Origin of the sequence: Labilithrix sp. (assembly GCA_019637155.1) — a bacterium.
Taxonomy (GTDB): domain Bacteria; phylum Myxococcota_A; class Polyangia; order Polyangiales; family Polyangiaceae; genus Labilithrix.
Genome location: JAHBWE010000017.1, coordinates 117,961 through 140,837, shown reverse-complemented (window position 1 = coordinate 140,837; position 22,877 = coordinate 117,961). Strand labels below are relative to the sequence as shown.

The following is a 22,877-nucleotide window of genomic DNA, read 5'->3' as shown; positions in this document are numbered from 1 at the left end:
AAGCGTCGGTCATGACGACCGACCTGATCTGTCTCGTGCTGAATGCGCTCTGGGGCGCCGTCCTGGTGCAGGTCGAAGCGACCGGCAAGACGCGCGCGGCGGGCGTCGCGTGGAACGTCGGCAACCGCGACGTCGATCCGAAGTTCCCGGACTGGGTCGGCCGCGCCGGCCGCGCGCTCGCGAACCACAAGGAGGTCTTCCCGCTCTTCCTCACCGCCGTCCTCGTCGTGCACGTGACCGGGCGCGCGGATCGCGTCAGCGCGCTCGCCGCGATCGTCTACGTCGTCGCCCGCGCCGCGCACGGGCTCGTGTACGTCGCCGGCATCACGCGCGTGCGGAGCCTCGCCTATCTCGTCGCCACGGTCGCGTGCCTCGCGATCCTGAGTCGGCTCGTCGCATGAGCGCGGGGTACGTCAGCGACGTCGCGTACGTCCGCCACTTCATCGACGAGCTCGCGCCGGCGCGCCTCCGCCTCGCCGCGGCGACCGGCGGCGTGACGCCCCCGCCGGCGGACGACTTCGACTACTGCGAGCTCGGCTGCGCCCACGCCGACACCCTCTCCGCGCTCGCGGCCGCGCACCCGCGCGCGCGCTTCCTCGGGATCGACATCGGACGCGAGCACGTCGCCTCGGCGAAGAAGCTCGCGCGCGACGGCGCGCTCGACAACGTCGGGTTCCTCGAGCAGGACTTCGGCGCGCTCCTCGAGGAGGACGTCGGCGAGTTCGACTACATCGCGGCGTACGGCGTCCTCTCCTGGATCTCCCCCGACAAACGCGCCCAGCTCCGCGCCTTCGCGCAGGCGAAGCTCAAGCCGGGCGGGCTCCTCTTCGTCACCTACAACGCGATGCCGGGCTGGGCGGCGGTCGAGCCGCTGCGGCAGCTCTTGCTCTCGCCGCTCGGGGGCAAGGCCGACGATCCGACGATGGAGCGCGCGCGCCGCGGCCTCGAGTTCGCGCGAGAGATGGCGAACGCGGGCGCGGAGTACTTCACGATGAACCCCGCCGCGCGGCACATGCTCGACACGATGTCGAAGGTGGGCTTGCCGTACGTCATCCACGAGTACCTCCACGATCACTGGGCGCCGATGTACTTCGCGCGCGTCGCATGGGAGATGAGCGAGAGCGATCTCCACTTCGCCGGCGTCCTCCCGCTCCACCTCGACTTCCGCGACACCGCGGTGCCGGAGTCCTGCGAGCGCGCCTTCGCCGCGACCGATCGCATCACCTTCGAGAGCCTCAAGGACTTCGCGCTCAACGAGTTCTTCCGGCGCGACGTCTACGTGAAGGGCCGCGCGCCGCGCTCGCCGTCGGCGTTCGAGGACCTCCTCGACGCGACCCATTGGGGCACGATCGTGAGCGCGCTCCCGGCGACGCGCGAGATCGCGCTCCCGTTCCGCACCGTCAAGCTCGGCGCGCCGATCTTCGAGCCGCTCTTCGCCGCGCTCGCGGAGGGCGGCGCGACGCTCGAGCACCTGCGCACGTCGCGCCCCGAGCTCGCGGGGTACCCGCCCGACCAGCTCCGCGCCGCGCTCCAGCGCCTCCTCCTCGCCGAGCTCGTGGTGCCGCTCTCGGGGCCGACGCGCGCGCCGGCGCCGGACACGGAGGACCGCTTCGTCGTGCCCTCTCCTTACAACCAGATGATGCTGCGCCGCCTCACGAGCGAGCAGCCGCTCGTGCTCGCGTCGGAGGTGGCGGGGACGGGCTTCCGCTCCTCCGCGCTCGAGGGCCTCGCGCTCCGCGCGCTGACGGAGACGCGCGGCCCCGAGCGCGCGGGATGGGTGAGCGACTTCGTCGAGCGGCACGAGCTCCGCCTCGCGATCGACGGCCGCCTCGTCGCGGAGCGCCCGGAGCAGAAGCAGGTGATCGCGAAGGCGATCGAGACGCTCTGCGCCGGCCGCCTCGCGAAGCTCGTCGAGCTCGGGATCACCCGTCCGGCGCCGTGAGGCGGCGGAGGCGGTAGCTCGTCGCGAGGGCGCCGAGGAGGAGCGCGAAGCCGAGGGCGAGCGCGCTCGAGCCCCAGCCGAGCATCGTGTGTGGCGTCGGCACGAGGCCCGACACCGCGAGCGCGTGGGTCCCCGCGAAGGCGGGCACGAGGAGCGAGAGGCGCGGCCGCACGCGGAGCGCGATCGCGATCGCGACGACGAGGACGAACAGGTCGAGCGCGACGGAGTGCGCGGGCCAGGCGCCGCCGCGCCAGCCGATCGACCAGACGCCGCCGTAGAGGGAGAGGAGCGCGCCGGCGAGGAGCCGCGCCTTCGCGGCGGGCCCGATCGGGACGAGCACGAGCTCCCAGTCGATCTTCGTGTGCGTCTCGCCCATGCGGTAAGGGCCCGAGGTCTCGCCGACGATCCGGCGCGTGACGGGGACGCGATCGAAGGCGCCGAGCGCGAGCGTCGCCGCCGCGAGGAGGAGCGTGACGGCGAGCAACCCCGGCGCGGCGAGGGCGACGAAGGCGGAGACCGTCGCGGCGATCGCCCACGTCGCGCCCTCCTTGCGGACGCGGCGCGCGACGAGCAAGGCGGCGGCGGGGACGACGGCCTGGAGCGCGATGTCGCGATCGGCCGCCCAGAAGAGGACGTGCAGCGCGAAGAGGAGCCCCCACAGCGCGCGGACGCTCGCGACGGTGCGGCGGAGGACGGTCTGGCCCCACGCGTCGAGCGTGTCCTTCGACGTGACGTTCGCGGCGGGGCCGAGGACCCCGAGCGCGAAGACGACGGCGGCGACGATCGCGCCGCGCTGGCTCGCGTTGGTCTCGTCCATCAGGAACGGCCCCAACACGAGCGCGGCGCCGCCGACGAGCGCGGTCGCGATCGCGGCGCGCGAGAGGTGCACCTTCGTCGCCCACGCGAGCGCGAACAGCTTCAGCGCGAAGAGCGCGAACCACCCCGCCGCCGCGAAGGCGCCGATCGTCCCGAGCGACGCGCACGTCTCGGTGTGGAGGGTGAGGTCGCATTGATAGAGCGCGGTGAGCAGCGCGAGCATGACCGCGGCGCGTCGCTGCCCGATGCGCGTGAGGAGCGCGGCGCCGCCGATGAGCGCGACGGCGTAGAGCTCCGCGATCGCGGCGACGCCGAGGGGACCGTAGAGGCTCCCTTCGGTCGCGAGCCCCTTCGACGTGAGGACCGTCCCGCCGAGGACGAGCATCGCGCTCACGAGGTAGAGCGGGTTGTATTGAATGAACCAGCGATAGAGCAGCCGCCGCCAGAAGTCGTTCATCGCTCGGCCGCGCTGCAACCGCCGTTCCGCCACGAATCCCGGCACGATCGCGCGTGCGCGGCCCGCGCTCTACGCCAGAATGACAACCCGCTCGGCGCGCCGAAACATTTCGTCAGCGCGACACGTCTCCGAAGCGAACGAAACCTCGGATCCGCGCATGGCGACGCTCCCGCGCCCCGTCGAGACGGCGCCCGTCCGTGACTCGGGCGCAGCCGCGGTCCAGGCCGCGAACGCATCGAGGACGCCGTCACCCACCACCTTTGACTGCGTGAAGCGTCGCCTCCCGCTCGTGCTCCTGACGTTCGCCGTGGCAGCGCTCGGCTTCGCGGTCTACCTCGCGTCGTTCTGCGTCCTGCTCGAGAACGAGTGCCGTCTCCAACATGGCGCAGCGTGCGTGCGCCTCGAGCAGTATTTCTCGGCCGCGACGATCGTGGCCGCCCTCGCGCTCGCCGCCGGCCTGGCTGCCGCCGCGACTCACGTAGCGGCCAAGCGAGCGGGCCGACGACCTTCGTCACGGCCGTCATGAGCGTCGCGCGGGATCAGGGGCAGCCTGTCTTCGCGCGGATCCAGTCGTCGATGAGGGTCGTGCCTCGCTCGTCGACGAGGTTTCGGGCGAGCGGGGGCATTCGCCGCGCGTCGACGGCGTGCATGCGGCGGGAGAGCACCGAGGTCTCCGGCGAGCCCGGGGCGACGAGCTTCGCCCCCGCGAGCCCGAGGTCGTCGAGCAGCGGGGCCTCTCCGCACGCCTTCATGTCCGCCGGCGCGGTGGAGAAGCGAAGATCGAGCGACGAGCGCGCGGCGCCGCCTTGGGGCCGGTGGCACCCGCCGCAGTTCGCGTGGAGGTAGGCGCGTGAGCGGGCCTCGAGCGGCGCGGCCCCGAACGGATCGGGATATTCGATAATTTCGTCTATTGTCTTTCCTGTCGGCGCGAGGGCGCCGATGTGCTCCAGCGTCTTTATCTGATTGGCGATGCGGCCGGTGGTGGCGTAGACGAAGTCGCCGTCGAGCTGCCCGAGCTCGAGGCCGAGCGTTCGCCCGGCGCCGACCGTGTGGCAGCGCATGCAGTCGCTCCGGCTCGGGAAGCTCCAGCTCCGCTCCGCGTCGAGCGGCTTCGTCTTGCCCGACGCGAGGAGCGTCGCGTCGGTCTCGGCCTCGTTCCATTCGTACGAGTAGCCGCCCCAGTCACCGTCCTCGTGATGCACGAAGAGCCTCGTCTCGATCAGCTTCCCCCCCATACGGAACGTCTTCACGAGGACGCTCCCGATCGGGAGATCGAGATCGCCGTCCGGCATCGCGGTGATGGACTGGCCGTCGGGGAGCGCGATGAACCGCTCCTTCTCCGCGCCGTCGCTCCACAGCTGCGCGTTGACGCCGTACGGGACGAGCCCCGCCGCCGGCTTCTTCGGATCGGCGGGATCGACGCAGCCCGTCTGCGAGAGGAGCTCCGGGAACGGCGCCGCGGGCGCGCCGGCGTCGGGCGTCTCGCCGGGCACGAGCTTGAAGACCGAGTCCTGGAAGAGCGCCAGCACGTAGATCTCGCCGTTCGCGTCCTCGGTGAAGGTCGAGAACCCCGCGCTCGGACCGAGCTCGTTGATGCGGACCGTCATGGCCTCCCCCGTCGCCGCCTCGAACGAGAGCGCCCACGCCTCGAGCTGGATGAAGTCGGCGTACACGTACGTCCCCTGGAAGCCGGGGATCGCGGCGCCGCGGTAGACGACGCCGCCGGTGATCGAGCGCGAGTTCGGCGTCGGGTGCTCGTGCTCGACGACGGGATCGGTGAGCCCCGACGTCGACGGACACGCGATCGGGTTGGCGACGAGGTGATCGTGTTTGCCCTCGCGGCAGGGCCAGCCGTAGTTCCCGCCGAGCTCCACCTTGTTGATCTCCTCCCACCGGGCGTGGCCGACGTCGCCGGCCCAGAGCTCGCCCGTGCTGCGGTCGATCGAGATGCGGAAAGGGTTCCTCAAGCCATAGGCAAAGATCTCGGGGCGACCGCCGCCGTTCGCGAACGGATTGGTCGGCGGGATCCCATAGGGCTCTCCGTTCGACGTGTTGTCGACGTCGATGCGGACGATTTTGCCAAATAGGTTTTCCTTGTTCTGTGCGTTGTCGTCGTTCGCTCCGTCGCCGAATCCCAAATAGAGATATCCGTCTTTGCCGAACGCCATCCCGCCGCCGTTGTGCTCGAGGCGCGGGCGATCGAAGCTCAATACCGTGGTGTACGACGTGAACGTCGCGCCGTTGTCGGTGCTCGTCAGGTAGCCGACCTCGGAGCGGAACATCCCCGGCGTCGTGCTGTCGGTCGTGAAGCTGACGTAGGCGCGCCCGTTCTCCGCGAACTTCGGATGGAACTGGAAGTTCAGGAAGCCGCCCTCGAGCTCCTCGCGGATCGCCTTCCCCGCCAGCGCGCTCACGCTCACGACCTCGGGCGGAGTCGCGGGCGGATTGGCGGCGGAGAACGAGCGAATGACGCCGTTCCGCTGCGCGAGGAACCAGCGCGAGGGATCGCCGGGCGGCTGCACGAGCGCCATCGGCCGCGTGATCGTCACGCTGGAGAACACGCGCTCGAGCTTCGCCGATCCCGTGCTCGCGGGCCGCGGCGGCGCCTTGCACGTCGCGTTCGCGGGGCGCACGTCGAGGCCGATCTCGGCGCGCGTCGGCGGCGCGTCGGGAGAGTCCGTGCCTGCTTCGTTCGCTCCCGTCCCGTCGGGTCCACCCGCGCCGTCCGGACCGCTCGCGCCGTCGGGCCCGGCGGGCGTGCTCGCGGCCGGCGCGGGATCGTCGCCGGAGCAGGCCGCGGCCCACGCCCCCACGACGCACCCGAGGATGATGAAGAGACGAGCTCGGAACATCGAATTGGGCGACTTCGAAGTACGCGCAGCGCGAAGCATCCCTCGATGCTGATTCAGCGCCGCGCGCCCGTCGATGCGGCGTCGGCAGCCGTATCGTTTTTTTCGATCGTGTCGACGCACCGACTTTGGCGCGTATCGCCACAAGACTCCGCGCCTGCGCGGACCATGGGATCATCTGCTACGCCGCTCGCGCCCGTTGCGGAGCGCCGCCGCGTGAGCGCTACGGTGACGGTGACGTGGCGCGTGACCTTGAAGGACGCGAAGCGCGCCATCGGGAGCGGGAGATCGGTGACCCACAGCTGCTTCCCCGTGCGGCCCTCGCGGGCGAGCACGCGCCAGCGCGTGGGCGACTCGTACGCGACGTACACCTTCTCGTTCGCGACGAGCACGCTCGCGGTGGCGCCGTGCCGGATCGCCGCGTCGAGGTCGGCCACGTCCTCCTCTTGCACCGCATCGCCGTCCGCCTCGACGCCCTTCTCCCAGAGCGAGCGCTTCGTCTTCACGTCGAACGCGTCGCGTGGATGCGCTTGCGCTTCACGTCCTCACGGAACGGTCGCGACCTCCACATCGGGGCGAGCGTCTTCCCGTCGTTCGCCATCAACACGAGCGGCTCCGCGTCTCCGCCGCGAAGCCCGACGACGTCCTCGAACCCTACGGAAATGCCCGAGATCCTTCGGTCTGTCCAACCGAGACGCGATCGTTACGTCGACCTGGTGGGGTGGGTGTGCAAGACCCGGCGCCATGCGGGGCTGGATCCTTGGGCTCGTCGTCTTCGTCAGCGCCTGCCTCGCCGTCGCCGGCTGCGCGCTCGTGGACGACGGCGGCTCCGGCGACAGCGACGACGCGGTGAGGCTCGGGACGCCGCCCGGCAACGGCCTCCCTTGCGACGTCGAGGAGGTGCTCCAGCGCAACTGCGGGACCTGCCACGGCGCGCCTCCGATCTACGGCGCGCCGATGCCGCTCGTCACGTGGGAGCAGATGCAGGCGCCGTCGGTGTTCAACCCGAGCCAGAAGGTGTTCCAGGCGGTGAGCCGGCGCATCCACTCGACGACGCGGCCGATGCCGCCCTCCGGCGTGATGAGCGCGGCCGACCTCGCGATCGTCGACGGCTGGATCGCGGCCGGCATGCCGCGCAACGACGTCGCGTGCGTCGCTCCCGACGCGGGCGCCGACGCCGGGGGAGACGCGGGCCTCGGCTGCACGCCGGACCAGACGCTCGTGCCGCCCACGAAGTGGACCGCGGCGGCGGACGTCGACGACGAGTACGTCTGCTACGGCATCGACGTCCCCAACGACCAGAAGCGCCACGCGATCGCGATCACGCCGATCGTCGACAACCCGACGATCCTCCATCACATGGACCTGTTCCAGGCGCCGGAGTCGTACGGCCCCGAGCCGCGCGCGTGCAGCCCGTTCGCGAACGGCGCGTGGCGAATGATGTACGCGTGGGCGCCGGGCGGTCGCGACATGGTGCTGCCGGCGGCGGCCGGCTTCCCGCTCGAGGGCACCACCCACTACGTCGTGCAGATCCACTACGCGAACCCGAGCCACGCGCCGGATCAGAAGGACGGCTCCGGCTTCGGCGTCTGCACCACCACCGAGCTCCGCGCGAACGACGCGGACGTGATGGCCTTCGGCAGCGAGCACTTCACCGTGCCGCCGCGCAGCAACTACGCGCTCACGTGCAACTCCGACTCGCCGAGCGCGACGGGCGACATCCACATCTTCGGGATGATGCCGCACCTCCACGACTACGGCACCTCGATGACGACGACGCTCGCGCGCGCGTCGGGCGAGGTCGAGCCGCTCGCGGAGACCACGCACTGGGACATCAACAACCAGCCGTGGTTCGCGGTCGACGCGACGGTGAAGCCGGGCGACAAGGTCCGGACGCGCTGCACGTGGCAGAACGACACCGACCGCCCGATCTCCTTCGGCGACTCCGCGCTCGAGGAGATGTGTTACGCGTTCACGATGTATTACCCCCGCGTCACGGCGCCCGGCTGGAAATGGTCGACGCCCGCGGAGACGGCGGCCTGCGCGGGCCCGCCGCCGCCCGACGGCGACGGCACGCACTGAGGGCGTCACAGCTTCCGGCGGCGGATCATCTCGACGAGCGTCGTGCGATTGAGGCCGAGGAGCTGCGCGGCGCGGTTGCGGTTGCCGGCGGTGCGCGCGAGCGCCTGGCGAATGAGGTCGTTCTGGTAGGCGTCGACCGCGGTGAACAGCTCGAGCCCGACGTCGGGGAGCTGGCGCGGGAACATCGGGTTCGACGCGCGCTTGATGCTCTCGCGCGCGGCCTCGCTCGGCGGCTCGTCGGCGGCCGCCGCGGCCTCCGTGATCGAGACGGGCTCCGGCACCGACGCCACCGACGGCGTCGAGACGGGCGCCTCGACGTTCGGCAACATCGCGCGGAGCTCGGCCTCGACGGCGGCCTTCGGCGGCTCGGGCGTGGGCGCGGGCTCGCTCGCCGGGACCGGGCCCGACGCCTTGCCGCCTTTCATCCGGCCGAACACGTCATGCGGCTCGACGAAGGGACCCTTCGCGAGGAGGACGCCGCGCTCGAGCGCGTTCTCGAGCGCGCGGACGTTGCCCGGCCACGGGAACGCGACGATCGAGGCGACGGCGGCGGGGGAGAGGCCCTTCAGATCGTCGCGGCCGGAGCGCTCCGCGAGCACGCGGCAGAAGTGCTTCGCGAGCAGCTCGAGGTCGTTCCTTCGCTCGCGCAGCGGCGGCAGCTCGAGGTGGATGACGTTGAGCCGATAGAAGAGGTCCTCGCGGAAGCGGCCCGCCTTCACCTCGGCCTCGAGGTCGCGGTTCGTCGCGGCCGCGATGCGCACGTCGCACTTCACCGCGCGCGTCTCGCCGAGCGGCGTGTACTCGCGCTGCTGGAGGAGGCGGAGGAGCTTCACCTGGACGAGGAGCGGCAGCTCGCCGACCTCGTCGAGGAACAACGTGCCGCCCTCGGCCGCGGCGACGAGGCCGCGCCGCGTCGACTGCGCGCCGGTGAACGCGCCCTTCGCGTGACCGAAGAGCTCGCTCTCGACGAGGTCGTTCGGGATCGCGCCGCAGTTGATGGTGATGAGCGGCGCGCTGTGGCGTGTGCTCGCGTCGTGGAGCGCGGCCACGATGAGCTCCTTGCCGGTGCCGCTCTCGCCGGTGACGAGGACGGTCACGCTCGAGCGCGCGACGCGATCGATCGTCTCGAGCACTTCGACGAGGCGTGCGTCGACGCTGATGATGTCACCGCGGCTCGTCCGCCTCAGGGTGTGTGCGACGGCGTCGCCCATGAAGTTCCTCAGGATAGTGCCTTACTCGCGGACGAGGAAGAGCACGCTCCGCGCCGGCAGCGAGATCGAGGACGTCTCGATCGCGCCGTCCTCCCAGGAGGGCGTCGTCGCGTACAGGATCTTCCAGCGGCCCGGCGCGGCGGCCGCGAGACCGTGGTCCTTGCGATCGGCGTCGCCGAGGTTCGCGACGACGACGAGGCCGTCGCCGCGGCGATAGGCGAGGAGCTCGCCGCCGAGGTCGAGCGGCTCGATCGTGTCGCCCTGGAGCGCGGGGGTGGACTGGTAGATGCGGTTGAGCTCCGCGATCGTGGGCGCGGTCTCGCCGTCCTCGCTCGCGAGGAGGAGCTTCTTGCCGGGCTGCGCCCACGCGAGCGCGAGGAGGATGCGGCGCGCGATCGGATCGAGATCGGCCGCCGCTCTCGCCTCGTCGATCGCGGTGATGGTGGCGTTCGCGCGCGCGCTCGGGGCGGGCACGTCGTGGTTCTTGCGCGCGGCGGCGGGGAGGCCGAGGTGGAAGCGCAGGTCGTCGACCCACGACGCGTCGCAGCGGCGATCGAAGCCGAGCCCGCCGAGGTCGGCCGCCTGCGTGATGTTCGACCACGCCGCGGCGGAGTCGTCGGCGATGACGAGCACGTCGGGGTGGGTCGACTTCAGCGTCTTCGTGAGGCGCTGCACGAGCGCGACGCCCTCGAGGCTCTCGCGGCCGCCCTTCGCGTTCGGCGACCACGTGCCCGGCGCGCGGCGATCGTCGCGGTAGACCGCGGCCGCGACGTTGTCGACGCGGAGGCCGTCGGCGTGGAGCTCCTCGATCCAGAAGAGCGCGCTCGAGAGGAGGAAGCTCTGGACCTCGGGCTTGCCGTGCTCGAAGAGGCCCATCCCCGAGACCGGGTGCGCGGCGCGGGTAGAGTCGTCCGGCTCGAAGGTGGGCATTCCGTCGAACTCGATGAGACCGTGTTCTTCGAGGGGAAACTCCGCCGGCGTCCAGGTGAAGAGCACGCCGACGCCGTCCTGATGGAGCGTGTCGACGAGGAACATGAGGTCCTCCGTCGTGCCGTAGCGCGGCGGCGGCGCGAAGAACGCGTCGTGGCCGAAGCGGAGCTCGACGTGGGTGAAGCCGAGCTTCGCCGCGCGCGCGGCGAGGGAAGGGGCGATGTCGCGGTACCCCGCGTCGACCTCGATCTCGAGGATCGAGATCGGGCGGTCCTTGCCCTTCGCCTGACGCCGCGCCGCCATCCACTTCGCGTCGCCCCACGCGTAGTCCGCGCGCGTGATGAGCGACGCGTGCCGTCCGCCGCGCTCGATCGCCTTCGCGAACGGATCGGCCTTGTCGCGCGGCGGCCCGTCGTCGGCGCCGGGGATGCGGAACATGTAGCGTTGGCCCTCGCGCACGCCGCGGACGCGACCGGCGTGGATGCCGGTCTCGCCGACGCGGCCGAGGAGGCCGGCCTCGGAGCTCCAGTCGTTGAAGTCGCCGACGAACGCGACCTGGATCGCGTTCGGGGCCCACACCGCGACGTCGGTCGTGCCGTCGGAGCGGAGGTGCGCGCCGAAGATGCGCTGGGCGTGGGTGTTGGTGCCCTCCTCGAAGGAGCGGATCGCGGGATCGTCGGCGGCGAGCTGCGACGGCTCGACCTTGACCGCGCGGAGGCTCTGCACGAACGGCGAGAAGCTCCGCGACGTGCGCATCTGCCCCGGCTTCTTCTCGTTCTCGAGCACCTCGCGGAGCCCTTCGAGGCCGAGCGCGACGGTGGCCTCGTTCTCGGACTCGAGCTCGCTCACGCACCGCGTGACGAGGAACGCGTCGAGGAGCGCGCGCGTGGCGGCGGGCGCGGCGGGGAGCACCGTGCTCTCCGACGCGGCGCGGAGCCAGCCGCCGAGGAACGACGCCGTCGCCGCGCGATGGAAGAGCGTGGCCCACGGCGCGAGCTTCTTCCGCTCCGGCGCCGGCCGCTCCGCGAGGATGGCGCTCACCGCGCGCGGCACGTCGCGGAGCATCGTCGCGACGTCCTCGAGCGGGGAGCGCTTCGCCTTCCGCGCCGCGAGCGGCCGCGAGCGATCGCCCTCGAAGCCGTCCACGAGGAAGTCGACGCCGGTGTAGAGGATGCGATCGAGGCGCAGGTCGCCGTGGATGCGGATGCGGACCGCGCCCTCGGGCGCGTTCGAGAGGTTGCCGAGCCGCTTCTCGATCGCGGGGATCTTCGCGCGGAGGCCGGCGATCGCGATGCCGACGTCGTCGGAGAGCCCCGGCGCGCGGACGTCCAGCACCGCGAAGGCGTCGCCGACCGCGCGCTTGGTGTCGGCGACGATCGCGTCGCGCGCCTTCGCGTCGAGGTGCTCCGGCGCGAACGCCTCGACGTCGGTGCGCGCGAGCAGCTTGTGCATCTCGCCGATGCGGGTGCCGAGGAGCGCGGCGGTGCGGACGTAGTGGCCGACCGCGATCGCGACGTCCTCCGGCAGCGGGAAGAGCGCGCGGGAGAGGATGTCGTTCGGCGCGAGCTTGGGCGGATCGACGTCGCCCATCTGCAGGATCTCGTCGAACCAGCGATGGAGCTCCTCGCGGAGGTGATCGCGCGCGGTGCCGCCGCGCGGGACGAAGCCCTCGATCACGGCGACGGTGGCGGGCGGCGCGTCCTTCCGCGCGACGTCGATCCAGCCCGCGAGCGGCGCGACGTACCGGTAGCCCGCCGCGCCGAGGAAGCGTACGACCTCGAGCTCGGGGCTCTCTCCTTCTTCGAGGCGGTGCAGCACCTTCGCGACCCAGCGGTCGGCGCGCGCGCTGCGGAGGCCGGTGAAGCGAAGGGTGTACCCGGCGTCCTCGCTCGTCCCGCCGCGCTGGGTCGCGGCGACGAGCGCCTCGCCGACCTCGGGGAGGGTGAGGGCGTCGACGACGGCGGCGGCGCCGGTCGTCGCGATCGCGTTCGTGCTCGCGTCCGGCGACGACGGGACGACGGCGAGCGGCAGCGCGAACGTCTGCTTCGTCTCGTCGTCCGTCGCGATGACGACACGGACGTGCGAGAGGTCCGTGAGCGCGAGCGCGGCGACGATCTTCGTGCTCGCGACGCGCGGTCCGTGCGCCCACGGACGTCCTTCGATCCATTTCGGGAGCGCGCGTTCGATCGCGTCGCGGTCGAACACCGCATCCCACGAGAGCGGAGCCATCGCGGCGAGGGTATCACTCTCGGGTTCCCGTTTTGCCGCTTTCGGCGATACTGTGGCGTGCGCGATGACGCAGTCGCCGTTCGAGGTCGCGAGCGCGGTCACGGAGGTCGGACCAAACCGCTTCACGGCGACCGTGCCCGACGGCTGGCAGCAGGGCCGCGGCGCGTTCGGCGGCCTCGTGCTCGCGACGCTCCTCCGCGCGATGCAGCGCTGCGAGCCCGACCCCGCGCGCGCGGTGCGGACGCTCATCGGCGATCTCTGCGGCCCGGTCCTCGTGGGGCCCGCCGAGATCGAGGTCGTGGTGCTGCGCCGCGGCGCGAACCAGACGAACCTCCGCGCGGAGCTCCGGCAGGGCGGCGAGGTGCTCGCGTTCGCGGGGGCGGTCCTGAGCACGCCGCGCCCGGTCGGCTTGCCGGGGCTGCGGCCGAAGATCGAGCTCCCGTCGCGCGAGGGCGCGTTCCTCGTCCCGCACGACGCGCCGCTCAAGCCGGTGTTCACGAAGCACTTCGACTACGAGGTGGTGGGCGCGCTCCCGTTCACGGGCGGCGCGGAGCCCGCGGTGACGGGCTTCATCCGCGAGCGCGTCGCGCCGTCGAAGGTGGACGCGCCGGCGATCATCGCGCTCCTCGACGCGTACTGGCCGGCCTTCTTCACGACCGTGACCGCGCCGCGCCCGACCGCGACGGTGAGCTTCACGGCGGAGATCGTCGGCGACCTCGGCGCGCTCGATCCGGCGACGCCGCTCGTCTACCGCGCGCGCACCGTCTGCGATCACGAGGGCTTCCAGCCCGAGCAGCGCGAGCTCTTCACGCCGGCCGGCGAGCTCGTCGCCCTCAATCACCAGACCTTCGTCGTCATCAAGTAGCGAGATCGTCGTCGAAGCTCATCGACGCGTCGACGATCCACTCGAGGTGGTGCGCGCCGATGCCGGCGTAGATCTGCTCGGCGTCGGACGGGTCCTTCGCCTTGCCGCGCGCGCGCCGGTAGCTCGCGATCGCGGCGTCGAGCTCGCTCGCTGCGCGCAGCGTCGCGCCCTCGGCCGCGGCGCGCGCGGCGGAGATCGAGCCGTCGCCGAGGAGGCCGTGCTCGGCGATGACGTCGTCGGCGAGCGCGAACGTGGGGCGCTGGGGGGCGCGGCCGAGCGCCCAGAGCAACACCGCCGCCCCGGCGGAGCGACCGTCGAGGTCGTCGCGTTCGTCCTCGCTCAGCGCGCCGACCGGCGCGTCGAGCAGCGCGCGCTCCTCGCTCGAGAGCGTGTCCGCGACGCCGAGGTCGGCGATGCGGCTGCTCCACTGCGCCCGCGCGGCCTCGCGGCCGGCGAGGGGCTCCTCCTCGTCGCTCTCGAGGAGCGATCGCTGCGCGAGGAGCTCGAGGCAGAGGCAACGGCGAGCGACGTCGGTGGCGTTGCGCGTCTTCGTCATGCGGGGGCAAGCTAACACGGGGCCAAAAGAGTCCACTTGACTTTATTTGCGCTGGCCTCATCCTGAGCTGGGTCATGAGCTTCGATTTCACCTACACCCCGTCCCGCGGACCCGATCGATCGCAGGCGCGCCGCCAAGGCGAGGAGGCGGTCACGATCACGGAGCGCGGCTCGTACGTCGCGCCGTCCGGGCGCGAGGTCTCCGTCGCCGCCGGCGTCGAGCGCGCGGTCCAGGGGACCGTCGACGTCCGGCCGGAGGAGAGCGTCGCGCTCCCGAGCCCCGGCGCGCGTCCCACGCGCACGAGCGTCGTGAACGGCACGAGCCTCGCGTCGGCGCGGGCGCTCGCGCTGCGCGGCGCGCATCCGTACGTCCTGAACTTCGCGTCGGCGAAGAACCCGGGCGGAGGCTTCCTCGGCGGCGCGCGCGCACAAGAGGAGTCGCTCGCGCGATCGAGCGCGCTCTACGCGTGCATCCGCCGCTCGCCGATGTACGCCCATCACCGCGCGCACGGCGACTGCCTCTACACCGACTGGATGATCCACTCGCCGAGCGTCCCGGTGTTCCGCGACGACGACACCGGCGCGCTCCTCGAGGAGCCGTACCTCTGCTCCTTCCTCACCGCCCCCGCTCCGAACGCGGGCGTGGTGCTGGAGCGCGAGCCCGATCGCGCGGCGGAGGTGGAGCGCACGATGCGCGCGCGCGTCCGGCGTTCGCTCGCGATCGCCGCGCGCGAAGGGCACCGCCACCTCGTCCTCGGGGCGTGGGGCTGCGGCGTCTTCAAGAACGATCCCGCCGTCGTCGCCGGCGCGTACCGCTCCGAGCTCGACGGCGCCTTCGCGGGCGTCTTCGACGAGGTGGTGTTCGCGGTCCTCGATTGGTCGGACGACCGCCGCTTCGTGCGCCCGTTCGCGGAGCGCTTCTAGCTCAGCTCCGGAATCGGTCGAATCTCTCGAGAACGATGCCTGCCGCGTTGAACATCGTTTCGACGTTGTTCGCGAAGCGGCGGGCGTCGCTCGGCGGGAGGGCCGCGAGCGGGTCGTCGCGCTCGAGCAGGCGCTCGAGGTCGGCGATCGTGAACGTGTCGGGCGCGACGGAGTCGAGCTCCGCCCACGTCAGCGGCGTCGCGACCGAGGCGCGCGGCTTCGCGCGCAGCGAGTAGGGCGCGATCGCGGTCGCCATCGTGCGGTTCCTGAGCCAGTCGACGAAGACGCGCTCGCCGCGGAGCGCGGTGCGGAACGCGATCGTCAACGTGTCGGGGTGCGCCTCCGCCAGGATCGCGGCGGCGCGATGCATCGCGAGCGCGAGGTCCTCCGCGTCGATGCTCGGGGCGAGGCGCGCGACGAGGTGATAGCCCTTCGAGCCCGTCGCGACCGGCGTGGTCTCGAGGCCGAGCGTGCCGACGACGTCGCGCGCGAGGTGCGCCGCGCGGCGGACGAGCGCGACGTCGGCGCCCTCCGGCGGATCGAGGTCGATGACGACGCGATCGGGGTGAGTGATGTCCTCGATCCGCGACGTCGTGACGTGGAGCTCGATCGCGCCCTGGTTCGCGACGTAGGGGAGGTGCTCCGCCTCCGTGATCACGGGGTAGCTCGTGATGCCGGGCGCCTTCTCGCCCCGCCGCGGCTGGCGCGGCGCCTCGAAGCGGCCGAACGTCGGCGGGTAGTGCGCGGGCACGTTCTTCTGGAAGAAGCCGGGGCCGGCGAGGCCCTTCGGGAAGCGCCGGAGCGAGAGCGGGCGCGCGAGCAGGTGCGGCAGCGCGCGCGGCGCGATGCGCTCGTAATACGCGACGACGTCGCCCTTCGTGCGGCCGATGGCGGGGAACACGACGCGGTCCGCGTTCGAGACGGCGACCATCCACGGCCGAGCCTACCCCAGCCCGAAACGAGCGTGCTAAGAGCCTCGTCATGGCTGCTGCTGCTGGTGCTGCTTCTGCTGCGACGCGGCTCGAGGAGCATCGGGTCGCGCTCACCGGTCACTGCTACCGCATGCTCGGCTCCGCGGCCGAGGCCGACGACGCGGTGCAAGAGACGATGGTGCGCGCGTGGAAGAGCCTCGATCGCTTCGAGGAGCGCGCGGCGGTGAAGACGTGGCTCTACCGCATCGCGACCAACGTGTGCCTCGACGCGCTCGCGGCGGCGAAGAAGTCGCGTGTGCGGCCGATCGACGGCCCGGCGGGGACGACGGAGGACGAGCTCGTCGCGTACGAGCGCACGCACTGGCTCGAGCCGATCCCCGACGCGAAGGCGATCCCCTCCGACGCCGATCCCTCCGAGGCGGCGGTGCTGAAGGAGAGCATCCGCCTCGCGTTCGTCGCCGCGCTTCAGCACCTGCCTCCGCGCCAGCGCGCGGCGCTCTTGCTCACGGAGGTGCTCGGCTGGTCCGCGGCCGAGGTGGCGGACGCGCTCGAGATGACGGTGGCGGCGGTGAACAGCGGCCTCCAGCGCGCGCGCGCGACGCTCGCGACGAAGGACGTCGCGGCGCACACGCCGCTCACCGCGAAGCAGGAGGAGCTCGTCGATCGGTACGTCGCCGCGTTCGCGACCTACGACGTCGACGGCCTCGTGTCGCTCCTCCGCGACGACGCGCGCTTCTGCATGCCGCCGTATTCGCTCTGGCTCCAGGGCCGCGCGCCGGTCCGCGCGTGGCTCCTCGGCCGCGGCAGCGGCTGCCGCGGCTCGAAGGTCGTCCGCACGACCGGCGCCTGCGGCCACCCCGCCTTCGCGCATTACCGCGTGAACCCCGACGGCGGCTTCAAGGCCTTCTCCCTCACCGTCCTCGAGCTCGACGAATCCTCCATCACCGGCTGGACCTCCTTCCTCGACGTCGAGACGCTGTTCCCCCTCTTCGGCCTGCCGCTGACGCTGCCCGAATAAGATCCGAGCGACCGATGATTCCGCGCGGGGAGGGGAGTCCAAGAGACGAACCCTCAACGAAAGGACGTCGTCATGGCCGCACGCAGCATCTTCGTGAACCTCCCCGTCAAGGACCTCGAGAAGACCAAGGCCTTCTTCGCCAAGCTCGGCTTCACGTACAACGCGCAGTTCACGGACCAGAACGCGGCGTGTCTGGTCGTGAGCGAGCTCGGCTATGTCATGTTGCTCCAGGAGGAGTTCTTCAAGACGTTCACCAAGCGCCCGATCTCCAACGCGCACGAGCAGACCGAGGCGCTCTTCGCGCTGTCGTGCGAGAGCCGCGCGGAGGTCGACGCGCTCGTGAGGACCGCGCTCGAGAACGGCGGCTCCGCCGCGATGCCGCCGCAGGACCACGGCTTCATGTACGGCGCGAGCTTCTACGACCTCGACGGTCACCACTGGGAGGTCCTCTGGATGGACCCCGCCCACGTGCAGAAGAGCTGAGCGCTTGGTCTCGATGCTGCTTCCACCTCCTACGAAAGGAGGCTCTAACGATGGAACGGAAGCAGAATCAAGGCATCCAGCGCGCGAGCGAAGGCACGCCTCAGCGTGCGATGTCGCCGTTCACCACGGTCCGCCGAATGATGGAGGACATGGACCGCATCTTCGGCGGATGGGGTGGCGGCCTCTCGAGCTGGGACGAGCGCGAGGACATGGCTCGAGCGTGGCACCCTCAGGTCGAGGTGTTCCAGCGCGGTGAGGACCTCGTCGTTCGCGCCGACCTGCCCGGGCTCGAGAGCAAGGACGTCGACGTCGAGCTCGACGACGACGGGATCACGATCAAGGGCGAGCGCCGCGCCGAGCACGAGGAGACCAAGGAAGGGATCTTCCACAGCGAGCGATCGTACGGCTCGTTCCGGCGCCGCATCCCGCTGCCGTCCGGCATCGTCGCGAGCGACTGCGACGCGCTCTTCCAGAACGGCGTCCTCGAGGTGACGCTCAAGCTCCCGAAGATCGCCTCGCACAAGGTCCAGATCCGCGGCAACGGCGAGCCGCACTAGGAGCAGGAGCTCGCGATGAACGATCCACGCACCAAGGAACAGGCCGCCAAGCAGCAGGCCGAGCACAAGCCGACGAAGGACGACCTCCACGAGCAGCGCGAGCGCGAGCAGCAGCAAGAGGGCGCCGTCCACCCCAACACCCCGAAGGCCCCGCTCCCGCAGAAATGAGGAACGTGATGAACCAGGACCCGAAGAGGCAGCAGCAATGGACGCCGCAAGACGGCGTCAATGAAAAGAACGAAAAAAACGAAAAAGACGGCGCCGGCGTGCGCTTCGTGCCGTCGGAGGCGCCTTCGAAGCTCGAGCCGACACCGGAGAAGGCGCGCGAGCAAGAGAACGCCCGCCACTGAGCGGTCCGCGCGGCCGCGGGCTTCGGCCCGCCCCGCGCCGGCGGCTCGTCAGTCGATCGCGACGTCGTCGAGCCAGACCGTGCCGACGGTGGACGGCACGATGCCGGGGGCGGAGCCGATCTCGATCGCTCGGATCGCGCTCGTGCCCGACGGATCGCCGGCGAGCCCCTGCGTCCGCGGCGCGGGGAACGCCGAGCCGAGCGGCGCCGCGACGGTGGTGAGCGTCTTCGTGCGGAGGTCCACCGTGAGGACGACGCGGACCGGAGCGTCCTCCGGCACCGGCCACACGACGTCCCCGACGCCGAGGCCGGTCGCGGCGTCGGAGCGCGTCTCCTCAATGACCGAGAGGCCGCAGCTCTCGAGCCGGAGGTGGAGCCACGAGCCCGCGCCCGTGACGATCCGCGCGATCGTGAGGCCGCTCGCGAGGAGGCGCGTGCGCAGGGTGAACGCGACGCGGATCGCGCACGCGTCGGGCTGCGCGATGGTGAGGTAGTCGTTCTTCTGTCGATACGCGATGCGGAGGCTGGCGCCGCCGGCGAGCGGCTCGGCGCGATCGATCTGGAAGGCGCTCGGATCGGTCGCGGTCCACGACGGATCGAGCCCGTCCTCGAACCCCGTCTGCACGGCGCGCGCACCGCACGACGGACCGGGGCCGGGATCCGGCGCCGCGCCCGCTCCTCCGTCCGCCGCGTTCGGGCAGACGAGCCCGCCCGCGTCGTGCTCGGGGAGCATCACGCACGTCCCCTCGAAGCAGGCGGCGCGCTGGGGTGCGCAGGCCATCCCGCAGATGCCGCCCATCGGCGCGCCCGGCTGCGTACATGCTTCGAGCACCGCCGCGTGCGCGCGCTCCGCCTCACCGCGCGCGATCGCGCCGTACCCGCAGCACTGCGAGCACTCACGGACGGCGACGACGACCACGCAGTCGGCGTCGCCCGCGCACGTGCGCGTCGCGCCGGCGGGAGCAAAGGTGTAGCTCGAATCGACGACGTTACCGTTTTCGTCGTTTCCGCCTCCACGAGCACACGCGAGGAGCGCCGCGGCCGACGCCGCTGCGACCAAAAGAATCGATTTTGCCAACATGCTCGATCCAGTCTAGCGCCTCGCGACGCGTGTCCAGACGTCAGTCGAAGAGCTGCGCGACGCGGATCTCTACGTCCGCAAATGCCTGCGGGCGAAGGATGTCTTGCCCGGTAAATGTCGCGAGGGATGCGTAGCGCTCTCCCTGCGGCGACGAATACACCTCCAATGTGCGCGACGAGACGTCGACGATCCAATACTCGGGCACACCTGACGAGGCGTAGAGGGGCGCCTTGGTCTCACGGTGGTACGTCAGGGAGGACTCCGCCACCTCGATGAGCAAGTGCGCGCGATCCGGGTGAGCCTTCTGGTGGGGGCTCCGGCTCGGAGTCGTCGACCGCGACGAAGGGAAGCTGAACACGAACACGCGCACGGGAGACGAGCGCGAGCACCAACAGCTCCGTGAGTCGCTCGATGGGATCTGCGTGTGGCGGGTCCATCGGCGCGGGCGGATGACGATGCCGTGGATGAGCTCCACGTTCTCGCCCGCGAAAAAGCCAAGCTGGACGAGCCGGTCGTACTCCGCTCGCGAGAGACGACGAGGCTCGGGTTGGCGGGCTCGCGCGACCACGACAACATAGCACGCCAACCCGAACGTGTACGGACGTGCGGCGCGACGTCGGGGTGGGGCGATTGGCGGCCTCACGCATCTGCGGTAGAGCACGGCGATGCATTCGGGGCCGCCGCACCATTCCGGTCCGCCGCGCCCGTACTCGTACCCGAGCGGACCGCCGCGACCGCCGTTCGCGCAGGCTGCTCCGGACGAGGCCGCGAGCTTCGCGCCGACGATCGTGGTCAACGCCGCGTGCATCGGCCTGGTCGTCATCTCGCTCCTCCTCTTCCTCCTCATGGCGCGCCTTCTCATCGCGACCGTGGGTACGACGAGCGGGCTCGTCGCGGTGGGCCACGGCCTCGCTGGTATCGCCGCGCTGTCGGGCGCGATCGGGGTTCGCTCCGGGCGCCTCTCCCTCGCGGTCGTCGGTCTCCTGTCGTGCCCGCTCGCCGGCGTCGCGTCTCTCTTTGCGCTCCTGACGGGATCGATCGCGGGGATCGCCGGCGGCGCGGCCTCGTTCATCACGCTCGTCCTCGTCGTGATCTCGCTCGGCGACGTCTCGCGCATGGGCGCGGCGCGGAGGGCGCTCCGGCGCGGGCTGGCGACGGAGGTCGCTCCGCCGAGCGGCCCGCTCTCGGCCGATCTCCCGCGCGTGCGCCCGCGGCGCTGGCCGGTCGTCGTCGTGCTCCTCGCGATCGTCGTGCTCGGCGGCGGTGGCGCCGCGTTCGGCGTTCGCTACGCCGCCCGCGCCGAGCGCGAGAAGGAGGTGACGGCGTTCCGCGCGCTCGAGGAGTGTCTCCTCGGCGGAGGGGCGGGACCGGACGTGGCTCCGAGCCTCGCCTACCGGAGGATGGAGATTCGCCTCGCGGTGGCGCCTCCATCGACGAACCCGTGGCCGGCTCGCTGCGCGACCCACGCGCACGCGCTGCACGAGGCGAAGCGGCGCGCGGGCACCGACAAGGAGGCGCGGGACGCGGCGTTCTTCGCCGAGCATCTCGGACGCCTCCTCGCCGACCCGCGCGACGGCTCGGTCTACAAGGCGGTCGATGATCTCTGGGCCGCGGCGGCGCAGGAAGGCTACGCGTCGAGCGGCACGATCGGCACGAGCGCGGAAGCGGGGCCTTCGCCGCCGCCCTGGCTCGACATCGACGCGCTCGGCCGCGTGACGCCGTTCTCGAAGCCGCGGATGTCGCTCAAGCTCCTGCGGAGCGATCGCATCCCGGCGCCGGCGCTCCACGTCCTCGTCGACGGCTCACGCCAGCTTCGATCGGGCAGGCTTTGCACCCTCGACGGGGTGACGTTCCGGTGTCAGGCGCTCGCTTCTCCGCTCGACGAGACCGAGCTCTCGCTGAGCGGCGGGAGCGAGGAGACGGCCGCGCCGCTGCTCTTCGCCAACGGCGGGCAGGCCGGCATCTTCCGGCCGAGCGGTGAGGTCCTCGCGGAGCTCGCGAGCTATGGTGGTTACGCGCGCGCCGACGGCTCCACCGCGATCGTCGGCTACGACCGCCGCGCATCCAAGTTCGTCGCTCTCCGCGCGGAGAACGGCGCCGCGCCGAAGCGCACGCTGTTCCCGCTGAAGGGCGTGACGGACGATCGGCACGTCGCGCTCCTCGACGACAACCTCGTCTGGGCGACGAGCGCGGGCGTCTCCGTCGCGCGCCTCCTCCGCTCCGGCGAGGTGCTCGGAGCCGCGACCGAGCTCGGCGGCGCCGAGCGCCTCGGCTTCGTGGAGTCGATGGAGGGGTGTCGCAGCAGCGACGCCTTCTTCGTCCTCGTCCACGGCTCGCGCGGATCCGCGCTCGCGATCGACACCGGCGACCGCTGGTCACCGCTCGTCCCCGTCGGCGGTGGAACGTTCGACTGCTCCGGCAAGGAGGTGCTCATGCTGGACCAAGAGGTCCGTCTCGGAGGCACCGGCGCGATCTCGCTCGAACGGTGCACCGCTGCCGGCTGCACGACGGAGAACGTCGACCTCGACGAGGTCTTTCAGCAGAACGTCGAGCTCCTTCCCAAGGTCGCTCCGCTGGCCGTGCCGCTCGACGGGAAGCTGCTCCTCGTCTGGCGAGCCGGGCTGCGCGGCGGCGTCCGGATGCGCCTCGCGCCGGTGGACCACATCGCCGCGACCGAGGACGTCATCGTGTTCGACGACCGGATCCAGAACGGCCGGGTGTCGGAGCGGAGCAACCTCCTCGAGCTCCGGGGCTGGTCACGTCAGGGCCGAGCCATCGTCTTCCTCGGAACGACGTCAGGCGTGTGGCCGCTCGTCATCGACACGAGCGGCAAGGTCACGCCGATCGATACCGTCCCCTGACCGGATCCCTACAGCGCGCTCAGCCGAGCGGCGGCGCCGCGCCGACGGTATCGCTCGGCCCCTCGCGAGCGCTGCGCCTTGGGGCCGTGACACCAACATCAGAGGCGCGCCGAGGAGTGTCGTACCCGGTACCACGCGGACCAGGCGCCCGTGTGTCACTTCGGCGGCGACCAAGAATGAGGGCACGAGCGCAACGCCCGCCCCCGACACGGCGAGCGCCGCGAGAACCTGGAAGTCGGCGCACTCGACCGAGGCGGAGGCGTGGCGCCGAGCCCCATGAAGGCGCGAGTGCCGCGCGGCGGTAGCGGCCAGAGCCCATCGTGGTGGCGCAGCTCCTCGATGCGCGAAGGCGTGCACCGACGCTCCAGGTACGACATCATCTCGGTCCCGGAGACACCGGGACCCGCAGCCCGGCTGCTCGCCGAGGTCGATTCCAACGGCGCGTGGGATCTCCACCTCACGCCGGCGAGCCTCTACTACCAGTCGGGATGCGACGGCAGCATCTGGCGCGTCGACCGCACCACCGGATCGGCTGAAGTCGTCGCGCAGAAGGCGGAGAAGACGCAGCGTGCGAGAATGATCGCGGATGGAGGATTCCTCTACTACCTCGATTCGGGCAAGCTCTTTCGCCTTGCGATGTGAGTCGGCGCGGCCGTCCCCTGACCGCGCATCCGTGATCCGCACGTTCTCGAAGGACGCCCTCCCAGGTGACTCCGCCCGCGACGAAGTCGATGTA

The 22,877-nt window shown here is 71.5% G+C and carries 22 protein-coding genes; 12 read left to right on the top strand and 10 right to left on the bottom strand.

Going from position 1 to position 22,877, the window contains the following annotated elements:
• Positions 1-11: 11 nt before the first annotated feature.
• Together KF837_32735 and KF837_32730 are read left to right on the top strand one after the other, a co-directional pair.
• A complete protein-coding gene (locus KF837_32735) occupies positions 12-401 on the top strand; it encodes an MAPEG family protein (GenBank protein MBX3232140.1) in 390 nt (129 codons plus the stop codon).
• The gene (locus tag KF837_32730) at positions 398-1,942 is read left to right on the top strand and encodes a methyltransferase regulatory domain-containing protein (GenBank protein MBX3232139.1); all 1,545 of its coding nucleotides are present in this window, start codon (positions 398-400) and stop codon (positions 1,940-1,942) included. Before KF837_32735 ends, KF837_32730 begins: the two co-directional genes overlap by 4 nt.
• Here the strand turns inward: KF837_32730 and KF837_32725 are convergent.
• Positions 1,923-3,215 carry a hypothetical protein gene (locus KF837_32725; GenBank protein MBX3232138.1) on the bottom strand — a complete coding sequence of 431 codons (1,293 nt, stop codon included), beginning with the start codon at positions 3,213-3,215 and terminating at the stop codon, positions 1,923-1,925. The two genes, KF837_32730 and KF837_32725, sit on opposite strands and share 20 nt — an antisense overlap.
• Before the next feature lie 157 nt (positions 3,216-3,372).
• Here KF837_32725 and KF837_32720 point away from each other — a divergent pair, with 157 nt between their 5' ends.
• Positions 3,373-3,741, top strand: coding sequence for a DUF5336 domain-containing protein (locus tag KF837_32720; GenBank protein MBX3232137.1), 369 nt, complete (start codon positions 3,373-3,375; stop codon positions 3,739-3,741).
• A 13-nt stretch (positions 3,742-3,754) separates the two neighbouring features.
• Here the strand turns inward: KF837_32720 and KF837_32715 are convergent, their stop codons facing one another.
• Both KF837_32715 and KF837_32710 read right to left on the bottom strand, forming a co-directional pair.
• Complete coding sequence (locus KF837_32715; GenBank protein ID MBX3232136.1) at positions 3,755-6,067, bottom strand: PQQ-dependent sugar dehydrogenase; 2,313 nt, start codon at positions 6,065-6,067, stop codon at positions 3,755-3,757.
• A gap of 53 nt (positions 6,068-6,120) precedes the next feature.
• Positions 6,121-6,570, bottom strand: a complete 450-nt coding sequence (locus KF837_32710; GenBank protein MBX3232135.1) for a hypothetical protein — start codon at positions 6,568-6,570, stop codon at positions 6,121-6,123.
• Between the two features lie 238 nt (positions 6,571-6,808).
• Here KF837_32710 and KF837_32705 point away from each other — a divergent pair, with 238 nt between their 5' ends.
• A complete protein-coding gene (locus KF837_32705) occupies positions 6,809-8,146 on the top strand; it encodes a peptidylglycine alpha-amidating monooxygenase (protein MBX3232134.1) in 1,338 nt (445 codons plus the stop codon).
• Between the two features lie 5 nt (positions 8,147-8,151).
• On the opposite strand, the gene KF837_32700 is transcribed toward KF837_32705, so the two are convergent.
• Positions 8,152-9,357, bottom strand: coding sequence for a sigma-54-dependent Fis family transcriptional regulator (locus KF837_32700; protein MBX3232133.1), 1,206 nt, complete (start codon positions 9,355-9,357; stop codon positions 8,152-8,154).
• Positions 9,358-9,378: 21 nt separating this feature from the next.
• Positions 9,379-12,516 carry a hypothetical protein gene (locus KF837_32695; GenBank protein MBX3232132.1) on the bottom strand — a complete coding sequence of 1,046 codons (3,138 nt, stop codon included), beginning with the start codon at positions 12,514-12,516 and terminating at the stop codon, positions 9,379-9,381.
• A 64-nt stretch (positions 12,517-12,580) separates the two neighbouring features.
• On the opposite strand from KF837_32695, the gene KF837_32690 reads away from it, so the two are divergent.
• Positions 12,581-13,381, top strand: coding sequence for a thioesterase family protein (locus KF837_32690; protein ID MBX3232131.1), 801 nt, complete (start codon positions 12,581-12,583; stop codon positions 13,379-13,381).
• Here KF837_32690 and KF837_32685 read toward each other — a convergent pair.
• Positions 13,374-13,937 carry a DUF4272 domain-containing protein gene (locus KF837_32685; GenBank protein ID MBX3232130.1) on the bottom strand — a complete coding sequence of 188 codons (564 nt, stop codon included), beginning with the start codon at positions 13,935-13,937 and terminating at the stop codon, positions 13,374-13,376. The two genes, KF837_32690 and KF837_32685, sit on opposite strands and share 8 nt — an antisense overlap.
• Before the next feature lie 74 nt (positions 13,938-14,011).
• Here KF837_32685 and KF837_32680 point away from each other — a divergent pair, with 74 nt between their 5' ends.
• Complete coding sequence (locus KF837_32680) at positions 14,012-14,860, top strand: TIGR02452 family protein (protein ID MBX3232129.1); 849 nt, start codon at positions 14,012-14,014, stop codon at positions 14,858-14,860.
• Position 14,861: 1 nt separating this feature from the next.
• Here KF837_32680 and ligD read toward each other — a convergent pair whose 3' ends face one another.
• Positions 14,862-15,791, bottom strand: a complete 930-nt coding sequence (gene ligD / locus KF837_32675) for a non-homologous end-joining DNA ligase (protein MBX3232128.1) — start codon at positions 15,789-15,791, stop codon at positions 14,862-14,864.
• Positions 15,792-15,841: 50 nt separating this feature from the next.
• On the opposite strand from ligD, the gene KF837_32670 reads away from it, so the two are divergent.
• From KF837_32670 to KF837_32650, 5 genes are all read left to right on the top strand, one after another.
• Complete coding sequence (locus tag KF837_32670; GenBank protein ID MBX3232127.1) at positions 15,842-16,810, top strand: sigma-70 family RNA polymerase sigma factor; 969 nt, start codon at positions 15,842-15,844, stop codon at positions 16,808-16,810.
• A gap of 72 nt (positions 16,811-16,882) precedes the next feature.
• Positions 16,883-17,293 carry a VOC family protein gene (locus KF837_32665; protein ID MBX3232126.1) on the top strand — a complete coding sequence of 137 codons (411 nt, stop codon included), beginning with the start codon at positions 16,883-16,885 and terminating at the stop codon, positions 17,291-17,293.
• Positions 17,294-17,343: 50 nt separating this feature from the next.
• Positions 17,344-17,850 carry an Hsp20/alpha crystallin family protein gene (locus KF837_32660; GenBank protein ID MBX3232125.1) on the top strand — a complete coding sequence of 169 codons (507 nt, stop codon included), beginning with the start codon at positions 17,344-17,346 and terminating at the stop codon, positions 17,848-17,850.
• Positions 17,851-17,865: 15 nt separating this feature from the next.
• Positions 17,866-18,018, top strand: coding sequence for a hypothetical protein (locus KF837_32655; GenBank protein ID MBX3232124.1), 153 nt, complete (start codon positions 17,866-17,868; stop codon positions 18,016-18,018).
• Between the two features lie 8 nt (positions 18,019-18,026).
• Positions 18,027-18,200 (top strand): hypothetical protein, encoded by a 174-nt coding sequence (locus tag KF837_32650; GenBank protein MBX3232123.1) that lies wholly within the window; start codon positions 18,027-18,029, stop codon positions 18,198-18,200.
• A gap of 48 nt (positions 18,201-18,248) precedes the next feature.
• On the opposite strand, the gene KF837_32645 is transcribed toward KF837_32650, so the two are convergent.
• Positions 18,249-19,280 (bottom strand): hypothetical protein, encoded by a 1,032-nt coding sequence (locus KF837_32645; protein MBX3232122.1) that lies wholly within the window; start codon positions 19,278-19,280, stop codon positions 18,249-18,251.
• 40 nt (positions 19,281-19,320) lie between these two features.
• Entirely contained in the window at positions 19,321-19,560 is a 240-nt protein-coding gene (locus KF837_32640) for a Uma2 family endonuclease (protein MBX3232121.1), read from the bottom strand.
• Between the two features lie 385 nt (positions 19,561-19,945).
• Between KF837_32640 and KF837_32635 the strand changes: the two genes are divergently transcribed.
• A complete protein-coding gene (locus tag KF837_32635) occupies positions 19,946-22,141 on the top strand; it encodes a hypothetical protein (GenBank protein ID MBX3232120.1) in 2,196 nt (731 codons plus the stop codon).
• On the opposite strand, the gene KF837_32630 is transcribed toward KF837_32635, so the two are convergent.
• Complete coding sequence (locus KF837_32630; protein ID MBX3232119.1) at positions 22,076-22,825, bottom strand: hypothetical protein; 750 nt, start codon at positions 22,823-22,825, stop codon at positions 22,076-22,078. The genes KF837_32635 and KF837_32630 overlap by 66 nt on opposite strands.
• Positions 22,826-22,877: the final 52 nt, after the last annotated feature.

Bases quoted from the DNA above. Each gene is read 5' to 3' on its own strand.
- KF837_32725 (MBX3232138.1), bottom strand. From the start codon at position 3,215: ATGAACGACTTCTGGCGGCGGCTGCTCTATCGCTGGTTCATTCAATAC.
- KF837_32635 (MBX3232120.1), top strand. From the start codon at position 19,946: ATGCATTCGGGGCCGCCGCACCATTCCGGTCCGCCGCGCCCGTACTCG.
- KF837_32680 (MBX3232129.1), top strand. From the start codon at position 14,012: ATGAGCTTCGATTTCACCTACACCCCGTCCCGCGGACCCGATCGATCG.
- KF837_32655 (MBX3232124.1), top strand. From the start codon at position 17,866: ATGAACGATCCACGCACCAAGGAACAGGCCGCCAAGCAGCAGGCCGAG.
- KF837_32695 (MBX3232132.1), bottom strand. From the start codon at position 12,516: ATGGCTCCGCTCTCGTGGGATGCGGTGTTCGACCGCGACGCGATCGAA.
- KF837_32660 (MBX3232125.1), top strand. From the start codon at position 17,344: ATGGAACGGAAGCAGAATCAAGGCATCCAGCGCGCGAGCGAAGGCACG.
- KF837_32700 (MBX3232133.1), bottom strand. From the start codon at position 9,357: ATGGGCGACGCCGTCGCACACACCCTGAGGCGGACGAGCCGCGGTGAC.
- ligD (MBX3232128.1), bottom strand. From the start codon at position 15,791: ATGGTCGCCGTCTCGAACGCGGACCGCGTCGTGTTCCCCGCCATCGGC.
- KF837_32645 (MBX3232122.1), bottom strand. From the start codon at position 19,280: ATGTTGGCAAAATCGATTCTTTTGGTCGCAGCGGCGTCGGCCGCGGCG.
- KF837_32735 (MBX3232140.1), top strand. From the start codon at position 12: ATGACGACCGACCTGATCTGTCTCGTGCTGAATGCGCTCTGGGGCGCC.
- KF837_32705 (MBX3232134.1), top strand. From the start codon at position 6,809: ATGCGGGGCTGGATCCTTGGGCTCGTCGTCTTCGTCAGCGCCTGCCTC.
- KF837_32650 (MBX3232123.1), top strand. From the start codon at position 18,027: ATGAACCAGGACCCGAAGAGGCAGCAGCAATGGACGCCGCAAGACGGC.
- KF837_32715 (MBX3232136.1), bottom strand. From the start codon at position 6,067: ATGTTCCGAGCTCGTCTCTTCATCATCCTCGGGTGCGTCGTGGGGGCG.
- KF837_32670 (MBX3232127.1), top strand. From the start codon at position 15,842: ATGGCTGCTGCTGCTGGTGCTGCTTCTGCTGCGACGCGGCTCGAGGAG.
- KF837_32665 (MBX3232126.1), top strand. From the start codon at position 16,883: ATGGCCGCACGCAGCATCTTCGTGAACCTCCCCGTCAAGGACCTCGAG.
- KF837_32730 (MBX3232139.1), top strand. From the start codon at position 398: ATGAGCGCGGGGTACGTCAGCGACGTCGCGTACGTCCGCCACTTCATC.
- KF837_32690 (MBX3232131.1), top strand. From the start codon at position 12,581: ATGACGCAGTCGCCGTTCGAGGTCGCGAGCGCGGTCACGGAGGTCGGA.
- KF837_32685 (MBX3232130.1), bottom strand. From the start codon at position 13,937: ATGACGAAGACGCGCAACGCCACCGACGTCGCTCGCCGTTGCCTCTGC.
- KF837_32720 (MBX3232137.1), top strand. From the start codon at position 3,373: ATGGCGACGCTCCCGCGCCCCGTCGAGACGGCGCCCGTCCGTGACTCG.